Origin of the sequence: Achromobacter marplatensis, from assembly GCF_049060505.1 — a bacterium.
GTDB lineage: Bacteria > Pseudomonadota > Gammaproteobacteria > Burkholderiales > Burkholderiaceae_B > Achromobacter > Achromobacter marplatensis_A.
The window spans coordinates 204,100-222,114 of record NZ_JBMGRB010000009.1 but is presented as its reverse complement, the minus strand read 5'-3'; the positions used below and the strand labels follow the sequence as shown (position 1 = coordinate 222,114).

Annotated in this window: 13 protein-coding genes; 4 read left to right on the top strand and 9 right to left on the bottom strand. The window is 65.7% G+C overall.

Annotation, left to right across the window (positions count from 1 at the left end; genetic code table 11):
* Nucleotides 1–14 precede the first annotated feature (14 nt).
* Nucleotides 15–860, bottom strand: coding sequence for an IclR family transcriptional regulator (locus ACI0FO_RS22205; protein ID WP_416030209.1), 846 nt, complete (start codon nt 858–860; stop codon nt 15–17).
* A gap of 199 nt (nt 861–1,059) precedes the next feature.
* On the opposite strand from ACI0FO_RS22205, the gene ACI0FO_RS22200 reads away from it, so the two are divergent.
* Together ACI0FO_RS22200 and ACI0FO_RS22195 are read left to right on the top strand one after the other, a co-directional pair.
* On the top strand, nt 1,060–2,697 hold the full coding sequence (locus ACI0FO_RS22200; protein WP_416030207.1) for a GMC family oxidoreductase: 1,638 nt from the start codon (nt 1,060–1,062) through the stop codon (nt 2,695–2,697).
* A 75-nt stretch (nt 2,698–2,772) separates the two neighbouring features.
* Nucleotides 2,773–4,113 carry an MFS transporter gene (locus ACI0FO_RS22195; protein ID WP_416030205.1) on the top strand — a complete coding sequence of 447 codons (1,341 nt, stop codon included), beginning with the start codon at nt 2,773–2,775 and terminating at the stop codon, nt 4,111–4,113.
* 76 nt (nt 4,114–4,189) lie between these two features.
* Here ACI0FO_RS22195 and ACI0FO_RS22190 read toward each other — a convergent pair whose 3' ends face one another.
* The 5 genes from ACI0FO_RS22190 to ACI0FO_RS22170 form a co-directional block, all read right to left on the bottom strand.
* A complete protein-coding gene (locus tag ACI0FO_RS22190) occupies nt 4,190–5,389 on the bottom strand; it encodes a M20 aminoacylase family protein (protein ID WP_416030203.1) in 1,200 nt (399 codons plus the stop codon).
* Between the two features lie 62 nt (nt 5,390–5,451).
* Entirely contained in the window at nt 5,452–6,525 is a 1,074-nt protein-coding gene (locus tag ACI0FO_RS22185; protein ID WP_416030202.1) for a Bug family tripartite tricarboxylate transporter substrate binding protein, read from the bottom strand.
* A 141-nt stretch (nt 6,526–6,666) separates the two neighbouring features.
* Nucleotides 6,667–8,166: an efflux transporter outer membrane subunit gene (locus tag ACI0FO_RS22180; protein ID WP_416030201.1), complete on the bottom strand. Its 1,500-nt coding sequence runs from the start codon at nt 8,164–8,166 to the stop codon at nt 6,667–6,669.
* 5 nt (nt 8,167–8,171) lie between these two features.
* Complete coding sequence (locus ACI0FO_RS22175; RefSeq protein ID WP_416030200.1) at nt 8,172–11,321, bottom strand: multidrug efflux RND transporter permease subunit; 3,150 nt, start codon at nt 11,319–11,321, stop codon at nt 8,172–8,174.
* A gap of 40 nt (nt 11,322–11,361) precedes the next feature.
* A complete protein-coding gene (locus ACI0FO_RS22170; protein WP_416030198.1) occupies nt 11,362–12,540 on the bottom strand; it encodes an efflux RND transporter periplasmic adaptor subunit in 1,179 nt (392 codons plus the stop codon).
* 214 nt (nt 12,541–12,754) lie between these two features.
* Here ACI0FO_RS22170 and ACI0FO_RS22165 point away from each other — a divergent pair, with 214 nt between their 5' ends.
* Nucleotides 12,755–13,327, top strand: coding sequence for a TetR/AcrR family transcriptional regulator (locus ACI0FO_RS22165; RefSeq protein ID WP_416030196.1), 573 nt, complete (start codon nt 12,755–12,757; stop codon nt 13,325–13,327).
* A 23-nt stretch (nt 13,328–13,350) separates the two neighbouring features.
* Here ACI0FO_RS22165 and ACI0FO_RS22160 read toward each other — a convergent pair whose 3' ends face one another.
* From ACI0FO_RS22160 to ACI0FO_RS22150, 3 genes are all read right to left on the bottom strand, one after another.
* Nucleotides 13,351–14,361: an aldo/keto reductase gene (locus ACI0FO_RS22160; protein ID WP_416030194.1), complete on the bottom strand. Its 1,011-nt coding sequence runs from the start codon at nt 14,359–14,361 to the stop codon at nt 13,351–13,353.
* Nucleotides 14,362–14,697: 336 nt separating this feature from the next.
* Nucleotides 14,698–15,762: a serine hydrolase domain-containing protein gene (locus ACI0FO_RS22155; RefSeq protein WP_416030192.1), complete on the bottom strand. Its 1,065-nt coding sequence runs from the start codon at nt 15,760–15,762 to the stop codon at nt 14,698–14,700.
* Between the two features lie 24 nt (nt 15,763–15,786).
* A complete protein-coding gene (locus tag ACI0FO_RS22150) occupies nt 15,787–16,983 on the bottom strand; it encodes a pyridoxal-phosphate-dependent aminotransferase family protein (RefSeq protein ID WP_416030190.1) in 1,197 nt (398 codons plus the stop codon).
* A 201-nt stretch (nt 16,984–17,184) separates the two neighbouring features.
* Here ACI0FO_RS22150 and ACI0FO_RS22145 point away from each other — a divergent pair, with 201 nt between their 5' ends.
* Nucleotides 17,185–17,979 (top strand): GntR family transcriptional regulator, encoded by a 795-nt coding sequence (locus tag ACI0FO_RS22145; RefSeq protein ID WP_416030188.1) that lies wholly within the window; start codon nt 17,185–17,187, stop codon nt 17,977–17,979.
* The last annotated feature ends 36 nt before the right edge of the window (nt 17,980–18,015 follow it).

Below are 18,015 nucleotides of genomic sequence, written 5' to 3'. Positions count from 1 at the left end.
CTCTACCGCCCCCCTCACCCCCCCGGCCGGTGCTGGGCCAGCACCTCATGCAGTGATTGCGCCGCCCGCTGCAATACCGGCACGGCGCGCAACAGATCGTCCAGCATGACCCGCGCGGTGGGCGCATGGCAGGCCACGGCCGCCACTACCCTGTCCTCCGCATCCTTGACCGGCACTGCCACCGCGCTCATGCCGCGCACGAATTCCTCGTTGTCGATGCCGATGCCGCGCGCCGCCAGCCGTTCCAGTTCTTCTTCCAGTTGGGCCGGATCAGTCAAGGTGCGCGGCGTGTTGCGCGTCAGGGGCAGGCGCGCCACCACGCGGCCGCGTTCCAGCCGGTTCATGGACGCCAGGAACAGTTTCCCGCTGGCGGTGCAGTGCATCGGCACATGGCTGCCCACCGCGAAAAAGAGACGCAGCGGTTCGGTGGTTTCCACCCGTTCCATGTAGATCACGCGGTCGCCGTCCGGCGCGGTCAGGTTGCAGGTCTCGCCCAGCGTACCGGCCAATTGCGCCAACACGGCGCGGCAGGCCCGCGTGAACGCCGAGGCGCGCAACGTGGACAGCGCCAGCGACGTAGCCTGTGGCCCTGGAACGAAGCCATGTTCAGTGGGTGTCGCCGCGACGAAGCCGGCGCGCTGCATGGCGGCCAGCAAGCGCATGAGTGTCGTCTTTGGCATATCAAGCCGCTGGGCCAACTGGGCCAGTGTGGGCGGATGCTGGGCCCGCGCCAGATGCTCCAACACCACCAGGGCGCGCAGCGAACGCGCGGCTTCCTGCTGCACGGCGGGTGCGTCGGCCGACGCCTGCACCGATGCTGCACTGCGATTTTGAAACCGAAGTTGCATGTTCCGTTCCATTTGTCCGCCCCCACGCGTGTTGTGCTTTGCGCGACGCGACAGCTTTCTAGAATCGCCACAGATCCCCGGCCCGCGCGCCACGTTGCGAACGGATGCCGGAACCAGACCAGTATATAAGTGCGCCCCGCCGCGGCAAGCAGGGAAAACGCGCCGTCCCCCGACGTGGCGAAGGCGGACGGCAACAGGGAGGCAAGGCAACATGTCCGACACCGTGGATGTCATCGTGGTTGGCGCCGGCTCGGCCGGATGCGTGATGGCCAACCGGCTGAGCACCGACGGCGCGCTGTCCGTCTGCCTGCTGGAAGCGGGCCCCCGGGATCGCTATCCCTGGATCCACATTCCCATCGGCTACGGCAAGACGATGTTCCATAAGGTCGTGAACTGGGGCTACTACACCGACCCCGATCCCAACATGCTGGGCCGGCGCATCTACTGGCCGCGAGGCCGTACCCTGGGGGGATCCAGCGCGATCAACGGGCTGATCTACATCCGCGGCCAGCGGCAGGACTATGACGCCTGGGCCCGCGCCGGCAATCCCGGCTGGAGCTGGGACGATTGCCTGCCCGCCTTCCGTAAACTGGAAAACAACGACCTGGGCGCGAGCCCCACTCGCGGCGTGGACGGTCTCTTGAACGCCACGTCCATCAAGACGCCGCATCCTTTGGTCGAGGCGATGATCGCGGCGGCCGGCGCCCACGGCGTTCCGCACGTCTCGGACTTCAACACCGGCGATCAGGAAGGCGTCGGCTACTACCAGCTGACCACCCGCAATGGCCGCCGCTGCTCGACGGCGGTCGCCTATCTGCGCCCCGCCGAAGGGCGTCCCAACCTGCGTGTGGAAACCGGCGCGCACGCCATGGCCGTGCTATTTGAAGGCGGCCGCGCCTGCGGTGTGCGGTATCGGCAGGACGGCCAGGTCCGCACCTTGCGGGCACGGCGCGAGGTCGTCCTGTGTGCCGGCGCGCTGCAGTCGCCGCAGCTGCTGCAATTGTCCGGCGTCGGGCCGGCGGCGCTGCTGCGCCAGTTCGGCATCGGCGTGGTGCGGGATCTGCCCGGCGTCGGGGAAAACCTGCAAGACCACCTTCAGATAAGGCTGATCTACGAAACGACGCAGCCCATCACTACGAACGACCAGTTACGCACGCTGACCGGGCGCGCCCGCATGGGGCTGCAATGGCTGCTATTCCGCGGCGGGCCGCTGGCCGTCGGCATCAATCAGGGCGGGCTGTTCTGCCGCGTGGACCCGGCCAGCCGCACGCCGGACACCCAGTTTCACTTCGCCACCCTGTCGGCGGACTTGGCCGGGGGCAAGGTGCACCCGTTTTCTGGTTGCACGTACTCGGTCTGCCAGTTGCGCCCGTCTTCGCGCGGCCAGGTGCGCCTGCGCAGCGCCGACCCGTTCGACGCGCCGTCCATGCAGCCTAATTACCTGTCCACCGAACTGGACCGGCGCATGACGGTTGCCGCCGTCAAGTACGCGCGCCGGTTGGCCGCGACCGAACCGCTGGCCGCGCTGATGAAGCGCGAGTTTCGACCGGGGCCCGATGTACGCACGGACGACGAGATCCTGCACTTCTGCCGGGAATACGGCGCCACGATCTTCCACCCGTCGGGCACCGCCAAGATGGGGCCGCGCAGCGACCCGATGGCCGTGGTGGATGAACGCTTGCGCGTGCATGGCGTGGCCGGCTTGCGAGTGGTGGATTGCTCCATCATGCCAACACTGGTTTCGGGCAACACCAACGCGCCCGTCGTGATGCTGGCCGAACGCGCGGCCGGCTTCATGCTGGAGGATCTGAAGGCAACACCGCGGCAGGCCGAACTGGTTGCCGCGTAACGCGTAAGAAAACCCCGCAGGAAAGCAAGGCGAACGGCAACGCAGAGTGCCCCGCCCCCATCAAAGGAGACTGAAATGGCCAAGCAAAACGAAGCCGCAGTACGCCGTGTCGTCACCGCGTCGCTGATCGGCGCCACGATCGAGTGGTACGACTTTTTCCTCTACGGTGTCGTGGCGGGCATCGTATTCAATAAGCTGTACTTTCCCACCGGCGACCCGCTGGTCTCGACCATGCTGGCCTACACGACATTCGCGGTCGGCTTCGTGACGCGGCCCCTGGGCGGCCTGATCTTTGGCCATTTCGGCGACCGCATTGGCCGGAAAAGCATGCTGGTCATGACGCTGATGATCATGGGCGTGTCCACGTTCCTGATCGGCCTGGTGCCCACCTACGACACCATCGGCGTCTGGGCGCCCATCCTGTTGCTGTTGCTGCGCGTGTTCCAGGGCATCGGCCTGGGCGGCGAATGGGGCGGCGCCGTGCTGATGGCCTATGAATACGCGCCGCCGGGAAAGAAAGGCTTCTATGCCTCGCTTCCGCAAATCGGGCTGGCGATCGGCTTGTGCCTGGCCTCCGGCACCGTGGCGCTGCTGTCCACCCTGTTGACGGATGCGCAGTTCATGGCCTGGGGCTGGCGCATCGCCTTCCTGGCATCGGCGGCCATGGTGCTGGTGGGCATGTACATCCGGCTGAACATCAAGGAAACCCCGGAGTTCACTGCCGTCAAGGCAAGCAACGCCGAAAGCCGGATTCCGTTTTTCGACATGCTAAAACGCTACCCCGGCAACGTCTTCAAGGGCATGGGGGCCCGTTATATCGACGGCGTGTTCTTCAACGTGTTCGGCGTGTTCTCGATCTCGTACCTGACCCAGACCGTGCAGATCACCCGCACCGAGGCGTTGACGGGCGTAATGGCGGCAGCCCTGGTGATGTGCTTTTTCATCCCGTTCTTTGGCCGGCTGTCCGACCGCATCGGCCGCACGCGCGTCTATTTCTGGGGCTCGCTGATCACGGCCGCGGCCTCGTTCCCCGGGTTCTGGCTGATGCTGCATAGCGAAGGCAGCGTGATGCTGATCTGGCTGGCCATCATCATCCCCTTTGGCATCTTCTACGCGGCCATCTATGGGCCCGAGGCCGCCCTCTTCTGCGAGCTATTCGACGCCAAGGTGCGATACACCGGCATCTCTTTCGTCTACCAGTTCTCGGGCATCTTCGCGTCCGGCATTACGCCCATCATCGCCACCGCGCTGCTCAAGACCGGTAATGGCCAGCCGTGGCTGATCTGCCTGTACGTGCTGTTCGCGGGATTGGTATCGGCGCTGTGCGCGTGGCTGATCGGGCGCGGCCGGCCGGCGGACGAGCCCGCCAGCCATGCCGCGCCGCCGCTGGCCCGCCCCGGCCTGCGCAAGGCCTGAGGCGGCCCCGCGCCGACGGATCAAGCGCGCGGCGGCCAAAGGCTCCTGGCCGCCGCAGCGTCGCTGCCCCGACGGCTCAACCGCGCCGCGGCTGCGCGAACCAGGCCTCGGCCAGCTTCACGAACGCGCTGGCGCCGATGGGCAACAGCGCGTCGTTGAAGTCATAACTGGTGTTGTGAACCAGGCACGGCCCCTCGCCATGGCCCAGCTCACGGTGGCCGCCCTCGCCGTTGCCGATGAAGCAGTAGCTGCCGGGCACGGCTTCCAGCATGAAGGAAAAATCCTCCGCCGCCATGATGGGCGTCTGGGCCATCACGCGCTCGGCGCCGACCACCTGCGCCAGCGCCTCCCGCATGAAGGCCGTCTCGGCCTCGTGGTTGATGGTCGACGGATAGTGGCGGGTGAAGACGAAATCGCATTCCGCGCCAAACATCGCCGCCACGTGATGCGCCATTTCGCCCATGCGCCGCTCGATCAGGTCCAGTGTTTCGGCCGTGTAGGCCCGCACCGTCCCGCCCAGTTCGCAGGTGTCGGGGATGACGTTGACGGCCTCGCCGGCCCGCAGCGTGGTCACGGAAATGACGGCGGTCTCCAACGGCTTCTTGTTGCGGCTGATGATGGTCTGGAACGCCTCGATCATCTGGCCCGCCGCCGGGATCGGATCGACCGCCAGGTGCGGCATGGCGGCATGGCCGCCCTTGCCGCGTATCGTCACGTGGAATTCGCTATTGGACGCCAGCACGGGGCCAGGCGACGACGCGAAACAGCCCGCCGGGATGCCCGGCATGTTGTGCATGCCGAACACGGCCTCCATGGGGAATTTCTCGAACAGGCCGTCGCGCATCATCTCGCGCGCACCGCCGCCGCGCTCTTCGGCAGGCTGAAAAATCAGGTACACGGTGCCGTCGAAATTGCGATGCTGGGCCAGATACTGGGCGGCGCCCAACAACATGGCGGTGTGGCCGTCGTGGCCGCAGGCGTGCATCACGCCCGCATGTTTGCTGGCGTGCGCGAACTGGTTCGCCTCTTGCATTGGCAACGCGTCCATGTCGGCGCGCAAACCCAGCGTGCGCGACGAGGTGCCGTTGCGGATCACCCCCACCAATCCGGTCTTGCCGAAACCGCGTTGCAGCGGGATGCCCCAGCCCTCCAGCAACTCGGCCACCCGTTGCGCCGTGCGGTTCTCTTCGAACGCCAGTTCAGGGTGCGCATGGATATCACGCCGGATATCTCGAATAGCGGGCGCGTGTTCAACAATCTCTTCAATCAGGTTCATGGCTGCGGGTTCAGCGCCGCGGACGGCGCCGTTGATTCCAGGTTCGAGGGAAAAGGGAAAGGTCAATCGGGCTTGATGCCCAGCTTGCGCAGCACCGGGCCGGACGCCTTGCGCTCATCGGCGACGCGCTGCGCGAAAACGGCCGCGTCCAGATGGTACGGCAGCGAGCCGTGGCTGGCATACATCTGCCGCATGGCGCCGTCCTGCTGCGCGCGGCCGATCTGGGCGTTCAGGCGCTGGACGATAGCGTCGGGCGTGCCGGCGCGCGCCGCCACTCCCAGCCACACCGCGCCTTCGAAGCCGCGGAAATCCTGCTGCGCCAGCGTCGGTGCGCGGCCAAAGGCCGCGTCGGGCACGGCGTCGCTGATGGCCAGCACGCGCAGGCGCCCTTCCTTGACCATGGGCTCGACCAAGGCGGTACCGGCGAAGTACATCTGCGTGTCGCCCGCCAGCACCGAATTCAGCGCGCCGGTGCCCGTCTTGAACGGCACGTGCATGATGTTGACGCCCGCCTGTTCGCGCAGCATTTCAAACAGCACGTGGGGCGGGCTGCCGTTGCCCGAAGACGCATAGTTCAACCGGCCCGGCTGCTGGCGGGCCAGCCCGAACAACTGCGCCAGCGACTGCGCGGGCACCTTGTCGTTGACGGTCAGCGCCATGGGGATGACGGCCAGCGGGCTGACCGGCACAAGATCGCGGACCGGGTCATACGTCAGCGCGGGAAATATGTAGGGGTTCCACACCAGGTGGGCGTTGGTGACCAGGGCCAGCGTGTACCCATCGGGCGGCGCCGACCTGAGCTGCTGCATGGCCAGCAGGCCGCCGGCGCCGGGTTTGTTCTCGACGACGACGGGCTGTCCAAAGGCGTGGTGCAGCCGCTCGGCCAACGGCCGCGCGAACAGGTCAGGCAAGCTGCCCGGTCCGCCGTTGACCAGGATGGTGATTGGCCGCGCAGGCCAGTCCGCCGCTTGGGCATGCGTGCCTGCCGCCAGGGCGGCGCAGGCGATCAAGCCGGCCCACATCCCGCGCAATCCGCTGCGCAGCGCGCCGGAACGCGCCGCCGGCATCCGCCCCGCACGCGGCGACGCCGCGCGGGATAACTGCCGGCAAGGCCGGCTGTCGCATGGACGTATCACTGCTTGTCTCCTCGTGCGCCTGCCGCCGGCGCAAAGCCAGGGAGTGGCTGCCGGCGATATGGCGGCGCTTTTTTTCTACGATAAGCAGCATAAATCTCGACGTCAATACTTTTTATCGAGATTTTTAAAAATGGGGCTAAATCACCCCTTCCCCACGCCATCCGCGATGGGCACGGCGCCCCGTTCCGGAGCCGGTTCCGCAACCTGTTCCGCGGGCCGCGCGCCGGGCCATCCGCCGCCCAGCGCCTTGAACAAGGTCGCCAGCGCGATCTGACGCTGGGTGCTGACCTCGATGTAGCTCAACTGGTCGGTAAATGCGCTGCGTTGGGCGTCCAGGTAGCGCAGGTGGCTATCCACGCCGCCGCGGTAGCGGGCTTCGGACAGACGCATGGCTTCCTGGCTGGATTCGGCCAGCGCGCGGCGCGACGCTTCTTCGCGCCGAAGCGTATCGGTCGCGGCAAGCGCGTCGGCTACTTCCTTGAACGCCGTCTGGATGGTCTTCTCATACGCCGCCACCGCGATGTCCTTGCGCACGTGGGACAGGTCCAGGTTGGCGGTATTGCGTCCGCCCGCAAAGATCGGCAGCGTGATCTGCGGCGCGAACGACCAGGCGCGCTGCCCCCCGTCGAACAGGTTGGACAGGTCGGCGCTGGAAGAGCCGAACAGGCCAGTCAGCGAAATGCTGGGAAAGAACGCCGCGCGGGCCGCACCGATGCTGGCGTTGCGCGACTGCAGCTGGTGTTCGGCAGCCAGGATGTCCGGCCGGCGTTCCAGCAGTTCGGACGGCGCGCCCGCCGCGATTTCCTGCAGCAGCACGGGTGACGCCGCCAATTGTTGCGGCAGATACGGGCCCAGGTCGTTGACGCCCACCAACAGCGCTAGCGCGTTGCCCGCCTGACGCACTTCGCGGTCCATGCGTTCCAGCTCCGCCCGCGCCTGTTCGGTCAAGCCCAGGGCTTCCTGGTAGTCCAGCGCCGTGGCCGCCCCGGCCTGCCGCCGTTTGACGATCAGTTCCAGCGACGATTCGCGGCTGGCCAGTGTCTGCCGCGTGACCAGCAGGCGGCGCTGCGCGCTGTCGCGCGTCAGATAGGCCTGGATCACTTCTGCGACCAGGCTGATCCGGGTGCTGTGGGCGGTTTCCTCGGTGGCCAGGTATTCCTGCAGCGCGGCGTCCGACAGACTGCGCACGCGCCCGAACAGATCGATCTCGAACGCCGTCAACCCGATGCCGGCTTGATAGGTGCTTTGCACGCCGGCGTTGCCGGTGCCGCTCAGGTCGCCCGGCACCCGCTGGCGCGTGCCGCTGCCCTGGGCGTTGAATCCCGGCAGGCGATCCGCGCGCTCGATCCGGTACTGCGCGCGCGCCGCTTCGATGTTCAATACGGCCTGGCGCAAGTCCCGGTTGTTTTCAAGCGCCAGCGCCACCAATTGGCGCAGCGGCGCATCCGTCACGAACGATTGCCAGTCCAGCGTGGTGGCCGCCGATGGCGTGGCGGGCGCGACGGATGGGTTGAACGGCGCCGGATACTGCGCCGGAATGGGCGCGTCAGGCCGTTGATGGACCGGCGCCAGCGAGCATCCCGCCAGCACGGCGCTCAGGGCCAGGGCGCCAAGGCGCAAAGGGAAAGAGGTTTGCATCATGAGTGTCATTCCTGGGCCGTGCGCGGGGCCGGCAAGGCGTGGGATGCCGGTTGGCCGCGTTGCTTTGACACCAACGACAGCACCCACACGAAAAAGATGGGCACGAATATCACGCCCAGAAACGTGGCGGTCAGCATGCCGCCGATCACGCCCACGCCCAAGGCGCGCTGGCTGGCCGCGCCCGCGCCGCTGGCCAATGCCAACGGCACCACCCCCAGGATGAATGCCAGCGATGTCATCACGATGGGGCGAAAGCGCAGCTTGGCGGCCTGGACGGCGGAATCCATCAACGAATGGCCTTGTTCGCGCAGGCTCTTGGCAAATTCCACGATCAGGATCGCGTTCTTGGCGGCCAGGCCGATGATGGTGATCAGCCCGACCTTGAAATACACGTCGTTCGACATGCCCAGTACCGTCACGGCCAGGACGGAACCCAGTGCGCCGATCGGCACGATAAGCATGACCGACGCGGGGATGGCCCAGCTTTCATACAAAGCCACCATCAACAGGAACACGACCAGGAACGCCAGCGCGAATAGCATCGGCGCCTGGGCCCCCGCGAACTTCTCCTGATAGGACAAGCCCGTCCATTCATAGCCGATGCCGGCGGGCAGCTCGGACACGATGCGCTCGATTTCAGCCATCGCTTCGCCGGTACTGCTGCCGGGCATGGCGTCGCCCGCGATCTTGAACGCCGGATAGCCGTTGTAGCGCGAGATCTGCACCGGCCCGGTCTCCCAGTACGTCTGCACGAAGGCGCTAAGCGGCACCATCCCGCCCGACTTGTTGCGCACGTTCAGCATCAGGATGCTTTCCGGCGTCATGCGGTCGCGCACGTCCGCCTGCACCACCACCCGCTGCAAGCGGCCGGCGTTGGCGAAGTCGTTGATGGTGGCGGACCCGTAGGCCGACGAGATCGCCGTGCTGATCGTGTCGAAGCCGATGCCCAGCGCTTCCGCCTTTTGGCGGTCGATGTCCAGGCGCAACTGCGGCGCGTCGGCCAGGCCTTCCATCATGGCGTAGGCGATCACGGGCGAACCGTTGGCCTTGGCCAGCAGCTGGTTGCGGGCGTCGGTCAGCGCCGCGCGCCCCAACCCGCCGCGATCTTGCAAACGCAACGCGAAACCACCGGAATTGCCCAGACCGTCGATGGGCGGCGGGTTGACCGCCATGATCGTGCCGTCGTCGATAGCGGCAAACCGCGCGTTCACGCTATTGGCCACGTCGGTGGCCGCCTGGCCCTTGCCGCGTTCGGACCAGTCCTTCAGCGTCGGGAACGCGATGCCCGCATTCTGTCCCGTGCCCGAAAAGCTGAAGCCCATCACCGTGAAGGCGTCGCCCATGGCGTCCAGCGACATCAGGTGCTGCTCGACGTCCGCCACGACTTTGTCGGTGCGGGTATGGGTGGCGCCCGGCGGCAACTGCATGTCGACAATGACATAGCCCTGGTCTTCCGGCGGCACGAACGATTCCGGCACGCGCACGTACAGCACGCCCAGCACCGCCACGATGGCCACGTAGATCACCATGTAGCGGCCCGTGCGCTTGACCAGCCGCGAATTCAGCGCCTCGAAGCGCGTGGTCAGGTGGTTGAAGCGACGATTGAACCAGCCGAAAAAGCCTTTCTTTTCATCATGGTGCCCCTTGGGAATGGGCTTCAGAAACGTGGCGCACAGCGCCGGCGTGAAGGTCAGCGCCAGAAAGCCCGAGAACAGGATCGACACCGCCAACGACAGCGAAAACTGCTGGTAGATGACGCCCACCGAACCGCTCATGAAGGCTAGCGGCAGGAACACGGCGGAGAGCACCAGCGTGATGCCGACGATGGCGCCCGACACCTGCTCCATCGCCTTGATCGTGGCTTCGCGCGGCGACAGGCCCTCTTCAGCCATGATGCGTTCCACGTTTTCGACCACCACGATCGCGTCGTCCACCAGGATGCCGATGGCCAGCACCATGCCGAACATCGTCATCATGTTCACCGAAAAGCCCAGCACGGACATCACCGCGAAAGTGCCCAGCAGGCACACTGGCACCACGATCGTCGGGATCAGCGTGTAGCGGATGTTCTGCAGGAACAGGAACATCACCAGGAACACCAGCACCATCGCCTCAAGCAGCGTGTGCACCACCTTTTCGATCGCCACGCTGACAAAGCGCGACGTGTCGAACGGCACCGAAAACGCGACGTCTTCGGGGAACGAGGCCGACAGCTCTTGCAAGCGCGCCTTCACGGCCTTGACCGTATCGATCGCGTTGGCGCCCGGCGCCAGCTGCACGGCGGCGCCGACCGACTTTTTGCCGTTCAGGCGCGTTTCGAAGTCGTAGCTCTGACGCCCCACTTCCAGCCGCGCCACGTCGGCCAAATGCACGGAGGAACCGTCGTCATTGGCGCGCAGCACGATCCGGCCGAATTCTTCCGGCGAATCCAGCATGCCTTTCACGGCCAGCGTGGCCGTCAGTTCCTGTTCGGGCGAACCGGGGCGGCTGCCGAAGCTGCCGGCAGGCACCTGCACGTTCTGGGCGGCGATAGCCGCGTTGACGTCGGCCACCGACAAGCCCAGGCCCAGCAGTTTTTGCGGGTCGATCCACACCCGCATGGCCGCTTCGGCGCCAAAGAACTGCACCTTGCCCACGCCATCGACGCGGCGGATCTCGTTGTTGATGTTGCGCGCTGCGTAGTCGGACAGGCCCACCACGTCTTTGTGCGCGTCATCGCCCTTGTAGGTCAGGGCGTAGATCATCAGGAAGTTCGAACTGGCCTGCTCGACTTGCAGCCCCTGCTGCGTCACGGCGGAGGGCAGGCGCGCTTCGGCCTTCTTGATACGGTTCTGCACGTCGACCTGGGCCAGGTCGGGGTCCGTGCCGGGCTCGAACGTCACGGTGATTTCCGCGCTGCCGCTGGAGCTGCTGGACGACTCGTAATACAGCATGTGCTTGGCGCCGTTCAACTCTTCCTCGATGACGCTCGTTACCGAGTCGACCAGCACCGACGCGGATGCGCCCGGGTACACGGCCGAGATGGTCACCTGCGGCGGCGCCACCACCGGAAACTGCGACACCGGCAGCGACGGGATCGCCAGCAGGCCGGCCAGCGAAATGAAGATGGCCACCACCCACGCAAAATTGGGGCGGCCAATGAAAAACTTGGACATGATCTATCCTTGGGAAGGCATGCGGGGCGCGGGCTGCCGGTCAGTTCGCGACAGGAGCGGCGGACTCGGCGGCGGCGACCTTGGGCTGCGGCGCAGTCATCACGGTGACCTTCTGGCCGGGCACGGCGGCGTTGACACCGCCCACCACGACCCGGTCGCCCGGGCGCAGCCCGTCGACGATATGCCAGTCGCCGCCGCGCATCGTGCCGGTTTGCACCAGCCGCGATTCCACGACCTCGTCCTTGCCCACCACCATGACCTGCGGCTTGCCATCGGTGCTGCGCAACACCGCGCGCTGCGGCACCAGGATGGCTTCGGGGTCCACGCCTTGCCGCGTCTGCACGCGCACATACATGCCCGGCAGCAGCAACACATCGGGGTTGGCGAATTCGCCACGCACGGACACTTGCCCCGTGGTCCGGTCCACCGCGATGTCCGAGAACAGCAGGCGGCCGCTGCGACGCTGGTCGGTGCCGTCGATGGTGAGGGAGATATCAGCGCCCTCGCCCTGCCCCAGGCTGCCATTCTGCAACGCGGCGCGCATGCGCAGCATGTCGGCCACGGGCTGGGTAAAGTCCACGTAGATCGGATCCAGTTGCTGGATCTTCGCCATGATCGTGGCCTCGTTCTGGCCCACCAGCGCGCCTTCCGTGACTTGGGCGCGGCCGATACGGCCCGAAATGGGGGCCTTGACCGTGGCGTAGTCCAAGTTCAATTGGGCGGTTTCCACATCCGCTTGCGCGGAACGACGCGCGGCCTGCGCGCTCTTGAGCGTCGTGACGGCGGTGTCGAAATCCTGTTGGCTCACGGCCTCGATCTTGACCAGCGGCGTGTAGCGCTTGACGATGGCCTGGGCGTCCGACACGGCGGCATCCGCCTTGGCCAGCTCGCCCTGGGCGCGCGACAACGCGGCCTTGAATGGCGCCGGGTCGATGCGAAACAGCACATCGCCTGCCTTCACGTCGGCGCCTTCCTCGAAATTGCGGCTAAGCACGATGCCCGCCACGCGGGCGCGCACTTCAGCCACCCGCATGGGTTCCACCCGGCCGGGCAGCGCGCTGGTCAGCGCGTAGCGTTCGGGTTGCACCGCCAGGACTTGCACCGCGCGCGGCGCTGAGGATTGGGAATGCGCATCCTGATCGCCGCCACACCCCGCCAACACGATTGACGCGCACAGCGCCGTCAGGGGCAGCCGCCACCTGGTTTGATTCTTCAACATCTGTAACCCCCGCCCGCGGCGACCTGAATTCAATAAGCCGCTTATGCTACCTTGAAGTTGAATTTGAATCAATAATGATTCATATGATTCTGTAAAGTTAATACAGATCCACTTAACAAGTTTTCACTTGCCAATTTGCCCAAAGTTTGTACAAAGTGAATCGCCCGTGATTCAATAGCGCCTATCAAGTTCAAGAAAAGAACAGGGACGAGACATGTCTGACGAAGCGGGGCACGAGAAGCTACTGGTGGCGTTGGCCATGGCAATGGTCGACCAGCCGCGGGCCACCTTGCAGGAGCTGGCGAAAGCCGTGGGCGTCAGCAAGGCGACGCTGTACCGGTTCTGTCAGACACGGGACCAGTTGGTGCTGCGTCTGACGACCCATTGCGCCCATGTCCTGAAAAAGGCGCTGGCCGACTCGCATCTGGATACGGCGCCGCCACGCGAGGCGTTGCGCAACCTGATCCATCAGAACCTGGCGCACAAGGAATTGACGGCCTTCCTGATGTACAACTGGAAGCCCGACAACGAGCAACAGCCCGACATCATGAACAGCTGGTCGGGCTACCAGGAATCGATGGACGCATTTTTCCTGCGGGGGCAGCGTGAAGGCGCCTTCCGCGTGGACATGACGGCGGCGGCGTTGACGGAAATGTTGTTCGGCGTGCTGACCAGCATGGTCGACGCCGAACGGCGCGGGCGCGTCGCGCGGCTGGGCATCGCGTCGGTGGTCGAGCAGATGATGCTGCACGGCATCGCCGCCGAGCCGGTGCGCGCCCCGGCTTGAAACGCGCGCCGGTATCCGGCGTGTTATGCGCCCGCGACGGGCCGCCCGTAAAACGGATAGTTCGGGTCGTTGTAGCCATGCGTGGACGCATGGCCCGGCGTCACCCAGCCGTCCACGACAGCCTCGTCTTCAGTGGTGATTTTCACATCCAGCGCAGCGTAGTAGTCGTCCATCTGCGCCAGCGTGCGCGGGCCGGCGATCACACTTGTGATGATCGGATTGGCCAACACCCAGGCGGTGGCGAAATGGCCGGGCTGCACGCCCCGCGCCGCACTGTGCGCCACCAGCTGTTGCGCGATCTGCAGCGATTCTTCGCGAAATTCCGTGGCCAGGATGCGGCGGTCGCCGCGCCCGGCGCGGGTGTCGGCGGCCGGCGCCTGGCCGGGCAGGTACTTGCCCGTCAGTACGCCCCGCGCGATCGGGCTGTACGGCACCACGCCCAGCCCGTAATGCTTGCAGGCCGGCAGGATTTCCACCTCGGGCCCGCGGTTCAGCATGTTGTAGTAAGGCTGGCACACCACGGGCTGCGGCACGCCCATCTTTTCGCACAGGCGCATGACTTCGGCGATGCGCCAGCCGCGGAAATTGGACAAGCCGAAGCTGCGCAACTTGCCCGACCGGATCAGGTCGCCCAGCGCCCACAACGCCTCTTCGAGGTTTTCCTCGTGATAGTCGCGGTGCAGGTACAGGATGTCCATGAAATCCGTGCCCAGGCGCGACAGGCTTTGTTCCACCCCACGCATCAGCCATTGGCGCGAGTAATGCGTCTGATTCGGCCCCTTGCCCACCGGGTTGCCGATCTTGCTGGCCAGCACCCAGTCGTGGCGCTGCCCTTGCAACAGCTTGGCCACGACTTGCTCCGAACGGCCTTCGTTGTAGACGTCGGCCGTATCGATGAAATTCAAGCCATGGTCGCGTGCCGACGCGACAATGCGCGCCGCCTCGTCGTCAGGCGTCTGTTCTCCGAACATCATGGTGCCCAGGCATAGCGGCGACACGCGCAGATTGCTGGTTCCCAGTCGGCGGTAGTTCATGGGACGATTTCCTCTAAGACAATAAAGGCCGGCGCCAACGACAGCACCGACGTAGGATGGGTGGAGCGCGAGAATCCTTGACGAAGCACTCGACTGCCTAGCGCGCGCAACCCATCGAGCGGCGGTAGCGTTGTGGCTGGAGTCTCAAAAAAACGACCGCTGCTTGATGGGTTGCGCGCGCTGGCCAGCAATATTCTTGCTCGATAACTCTCGCGCTCCACCCATCCTACACCTGTGAATTTGCGCCCGCACATTTACACCCGTGAATTTGCGCCCGCACATTTACACCTGTGAATTGCGCCCGCACATTTACACCGGTGAATTGCGCCTGCACATTTACACCTGTGAAGTTGCGCCTGCATCCACCGCTGCGAGGATCTTGCCGAACAAGGCGTCCGCGTGGGCGGAATTCAGCCAGCGCACGATCACCACCATCTTGCGTTCCGGCTCCACCCAGGTGAACGAACTGCCCGCGCCCACGCCGAAAAAGCTGGTGGCCGGCACGCTGGGGAACACGCGGCCTTCGTGGTTCAGCCAGATCAGGTAACCGTAGTACGGCGCGATGGCGCACGGCGTGCGCATGGCTTGAATCCACTCGCGCGACAAGATCTGTTTGCCGTTGGCCTGGCCGTCGTCAAGCAGCATCTGGCCGATCAACGCCTGGTCCCGCGCGCTGACGGACATGCCGCCGCCCCAGTGCGACCCCCCGGGCACCGACGGCATGCGTTGCCCGTCGATCTCGACCCAGGCGGTGTCGTAACCCACCCATTGCCAGTTTTCGCTGGCGCCGATGGGGCGCGTGACGGCTTCGCGAAACACGTCGGGCAGCGGCTTGCGGAACAAGTGCAGCAACGCGTAGGACAACTGGTTGATGCGCACGTCGTTGTATTCCCAGTACGTGCCGGGGCGCTGCAAAGGACGCGCGTCGCCCTTCTTGCCGTCGGGCGGCACGCCGAACGTGACGGCGCGATAGCGATCCGCCTGGTCCGACACGCCGAAGCGCTCGCCTTCCCATTCGCTTGTCTGCTGCAGCAGGTGGCGCCAGGTGATGTCGGCGTTCTGCCCTTCATCAAAGCCGATGCCGGGCACCCGCTTGCCCACGGGCTCGTCGACGTCGGGCAGCAGGCCCCGGTCGTGCGCTACGCCCGCCAATATCGCCAGATATAGCTTGGCGACGCTGAAGGTCAGGTCGGCGCGATCGGGTTCGCCCCAGGACGCGACCGTCTTGCCGTCGACCACCACGACGCCCGATACCGGCCCGCGGTCGTGGATCGGCCCCAACAGGCGGTTCCAGGGCGGCGGATCGTTCAGGTGCACGCCAAAATTGCCGTTGACGCTGCGGTCCCAGGTGGATTCGTGTTCATTGGCGAATTGGATCGCCTGCTGCATAAGCGCGTTCATCGTTTCCCTCGTTATTGTGATGTGTCAGGCCGCGGCGCCCTCGGGCGTCCCGGCCAGGAATTCCATCGCGGCCTGCATGCCGCCGGGGCGATGCGGCACGCCGGCGGCCGTCAGGCCCATCTCGACCCCGGCCAGCGTGCCGCACAGGGTCAGGTCATTGAAATGACCCAGGTGGCCGATGCGGAAGACGCGGTCGGTCAATTTGCCCAGCCCCTGCCCCAGCGACATGTCGAAGCGGTCCAGGATGATTTTGCGCAACGCATCCGCGCCATGGTCTTGCGGCATCAGCACGGCGGTCAGCGCGGGGCTGTGCGCCGTCGGGTCCAGGCTAAGCAGTTCCAGCCCCCAGCCCGCCACGGCCAGGCGCGTGGCGCGCGCATGGCGTTCGTGCCGCGCGAACACGCGCGCCAACCCCTCGGCTTGCAGCATGGCCAGCGCTTCGTGCAGCCCGTATAGCAGGTTGGTCGACGGCGTGTAAGGAAAATAGCCCTTGGCGTTGGCGGCCAGCATGTCGCGCCAGTCCCAGTAGGCGCGCGGCAGGCGCGCCGTGTCGGCAGCGGCCAGCGCCCGTGCGCTGACCGCGTTGAACGCCAGGCCCGGCGGCAGCATCAGGCCCTTCTGCGAGCCGGCCACCGTCACGTCCACCCCCCATTCGTCGTGCCGGTAGTCGACCGACCCCAGCGACGAAATCGTGTCCACCATCAATAACGCGGGATGCGACGCGGCATCGATGGCGGCGCGCACGGCGGCGATGTCGCTGGTGACGCCGGTCGAGGTTTCGTTATGCACCACGCACACGGCCTTGATGCGGTGTTGCGCGTCTGCGGCAAGGCGTGCGCCGATCACGGCGGCGTCCACCGGGTGCCGCCAGTCGCTTTCCACGTAGTCCACCTCCAGCCCCAGGCGTCCGGCCAGCTTCTTCCACAGGCTGGCGAAATGGCCGGTTTCCACCATCAGTACCCGGTCACCGGGTGACAGCGTGTTGACCAGCGCCGCTTCCCACGCCCCCGTGCCCGACGACGGGAAGATGACCACGGGCGACTGCGTCTGGAACACCTGCTTTATCCCGGCCAGCACCGCCAACCCCAGTGCGCCAAACTCCGGCCCCCGGTGATCGATGGTGGGCTGGTCAATGGCCCGCAGCACGCGGTCGGGCACATTCGTCGGCCCCGGGATCTGCAGGAAATGCCGGCCGGACGGATGAGAGTTCAGGGTAAGCATGCGTAGCCCCAGAGTGGAATTTTTTGTATACCAGCGAAAGACGCGCGACAGGCGAACGGTGTTTGCCGCGCAGGCGGACTTGCGGCATGCGCCACTCTATCCCATTGTTTTTACATCGATAACCTAGGGTATACACCCATGATTGATCCGCTTGCCGCAGGTTTATAGTCTAGAAAAATACGGGGAAAAGTTGGTATACAAATGAGCAGCAATCCTAGCCTGATGCCGAATCTGGCCGGGCCGGCGCATGCGGGTTCCGTCGATTCCGACGCAACGCCGACCGCCGTGGCCCCGCCCCCGGCGGCCCGCGCCGCCGGCAACGGGCGCACGCTGCCCGGCGCGGTGGCAGGCCAGCTGCGCGAACGCATCATCCAGGGCGAATTCCCGCCCGGCTCCCGCCTGAACGAACGCGCCCTGTGCGACCTGCTTGGCGTGTCCCGCACCCCGATGCGCGAAGCGTTCCGCGTGCTGGCCGCCGAGGGGCTGGTCCAGATCGAACCGAACCGTGGCGCCCAGGTGGTGGCGCTGTCGGAAGCGAATATCCGCGAAGCCTTCGAGGTGATCGGTGGACTGGAAGCCATGTCATGCCGGCTGGCCTGCGAACGGGCGACGGATGTCGAAATTGCGGAAATTCGCGCGCTGACCTACGAAATGATGGCCAGCCACGCCCGCCACGACCTGCCCACGTATTTCCGCACCAATCGCGAAATCCACGAACGCATCAGCCTGGCCTCGCACAACAGCCTGCTCAAGCAGCTGTACGACGCCCAGAACGCACGCATTCAGAACCTGCGTTTCGTGTCGAACGAAAACCGTCAGAAATGGGATCTGGCGATGCGCGAACACATCGAAATGGCCGACGCCCTGAACGCGCGCGACGCTGACCGGTTGGCGGGCATCATGCGGCAGCACTTGCAGCGCAAGTGCGAGGCCGCGCTGAAAACGTTGAGCGCTGGGCAGGCCCCCGCGACCGCGCAGTCGTCCGATTCCGGTTGAAGCGATTCCCGGCGCACGGACGATAACGATAAGAAC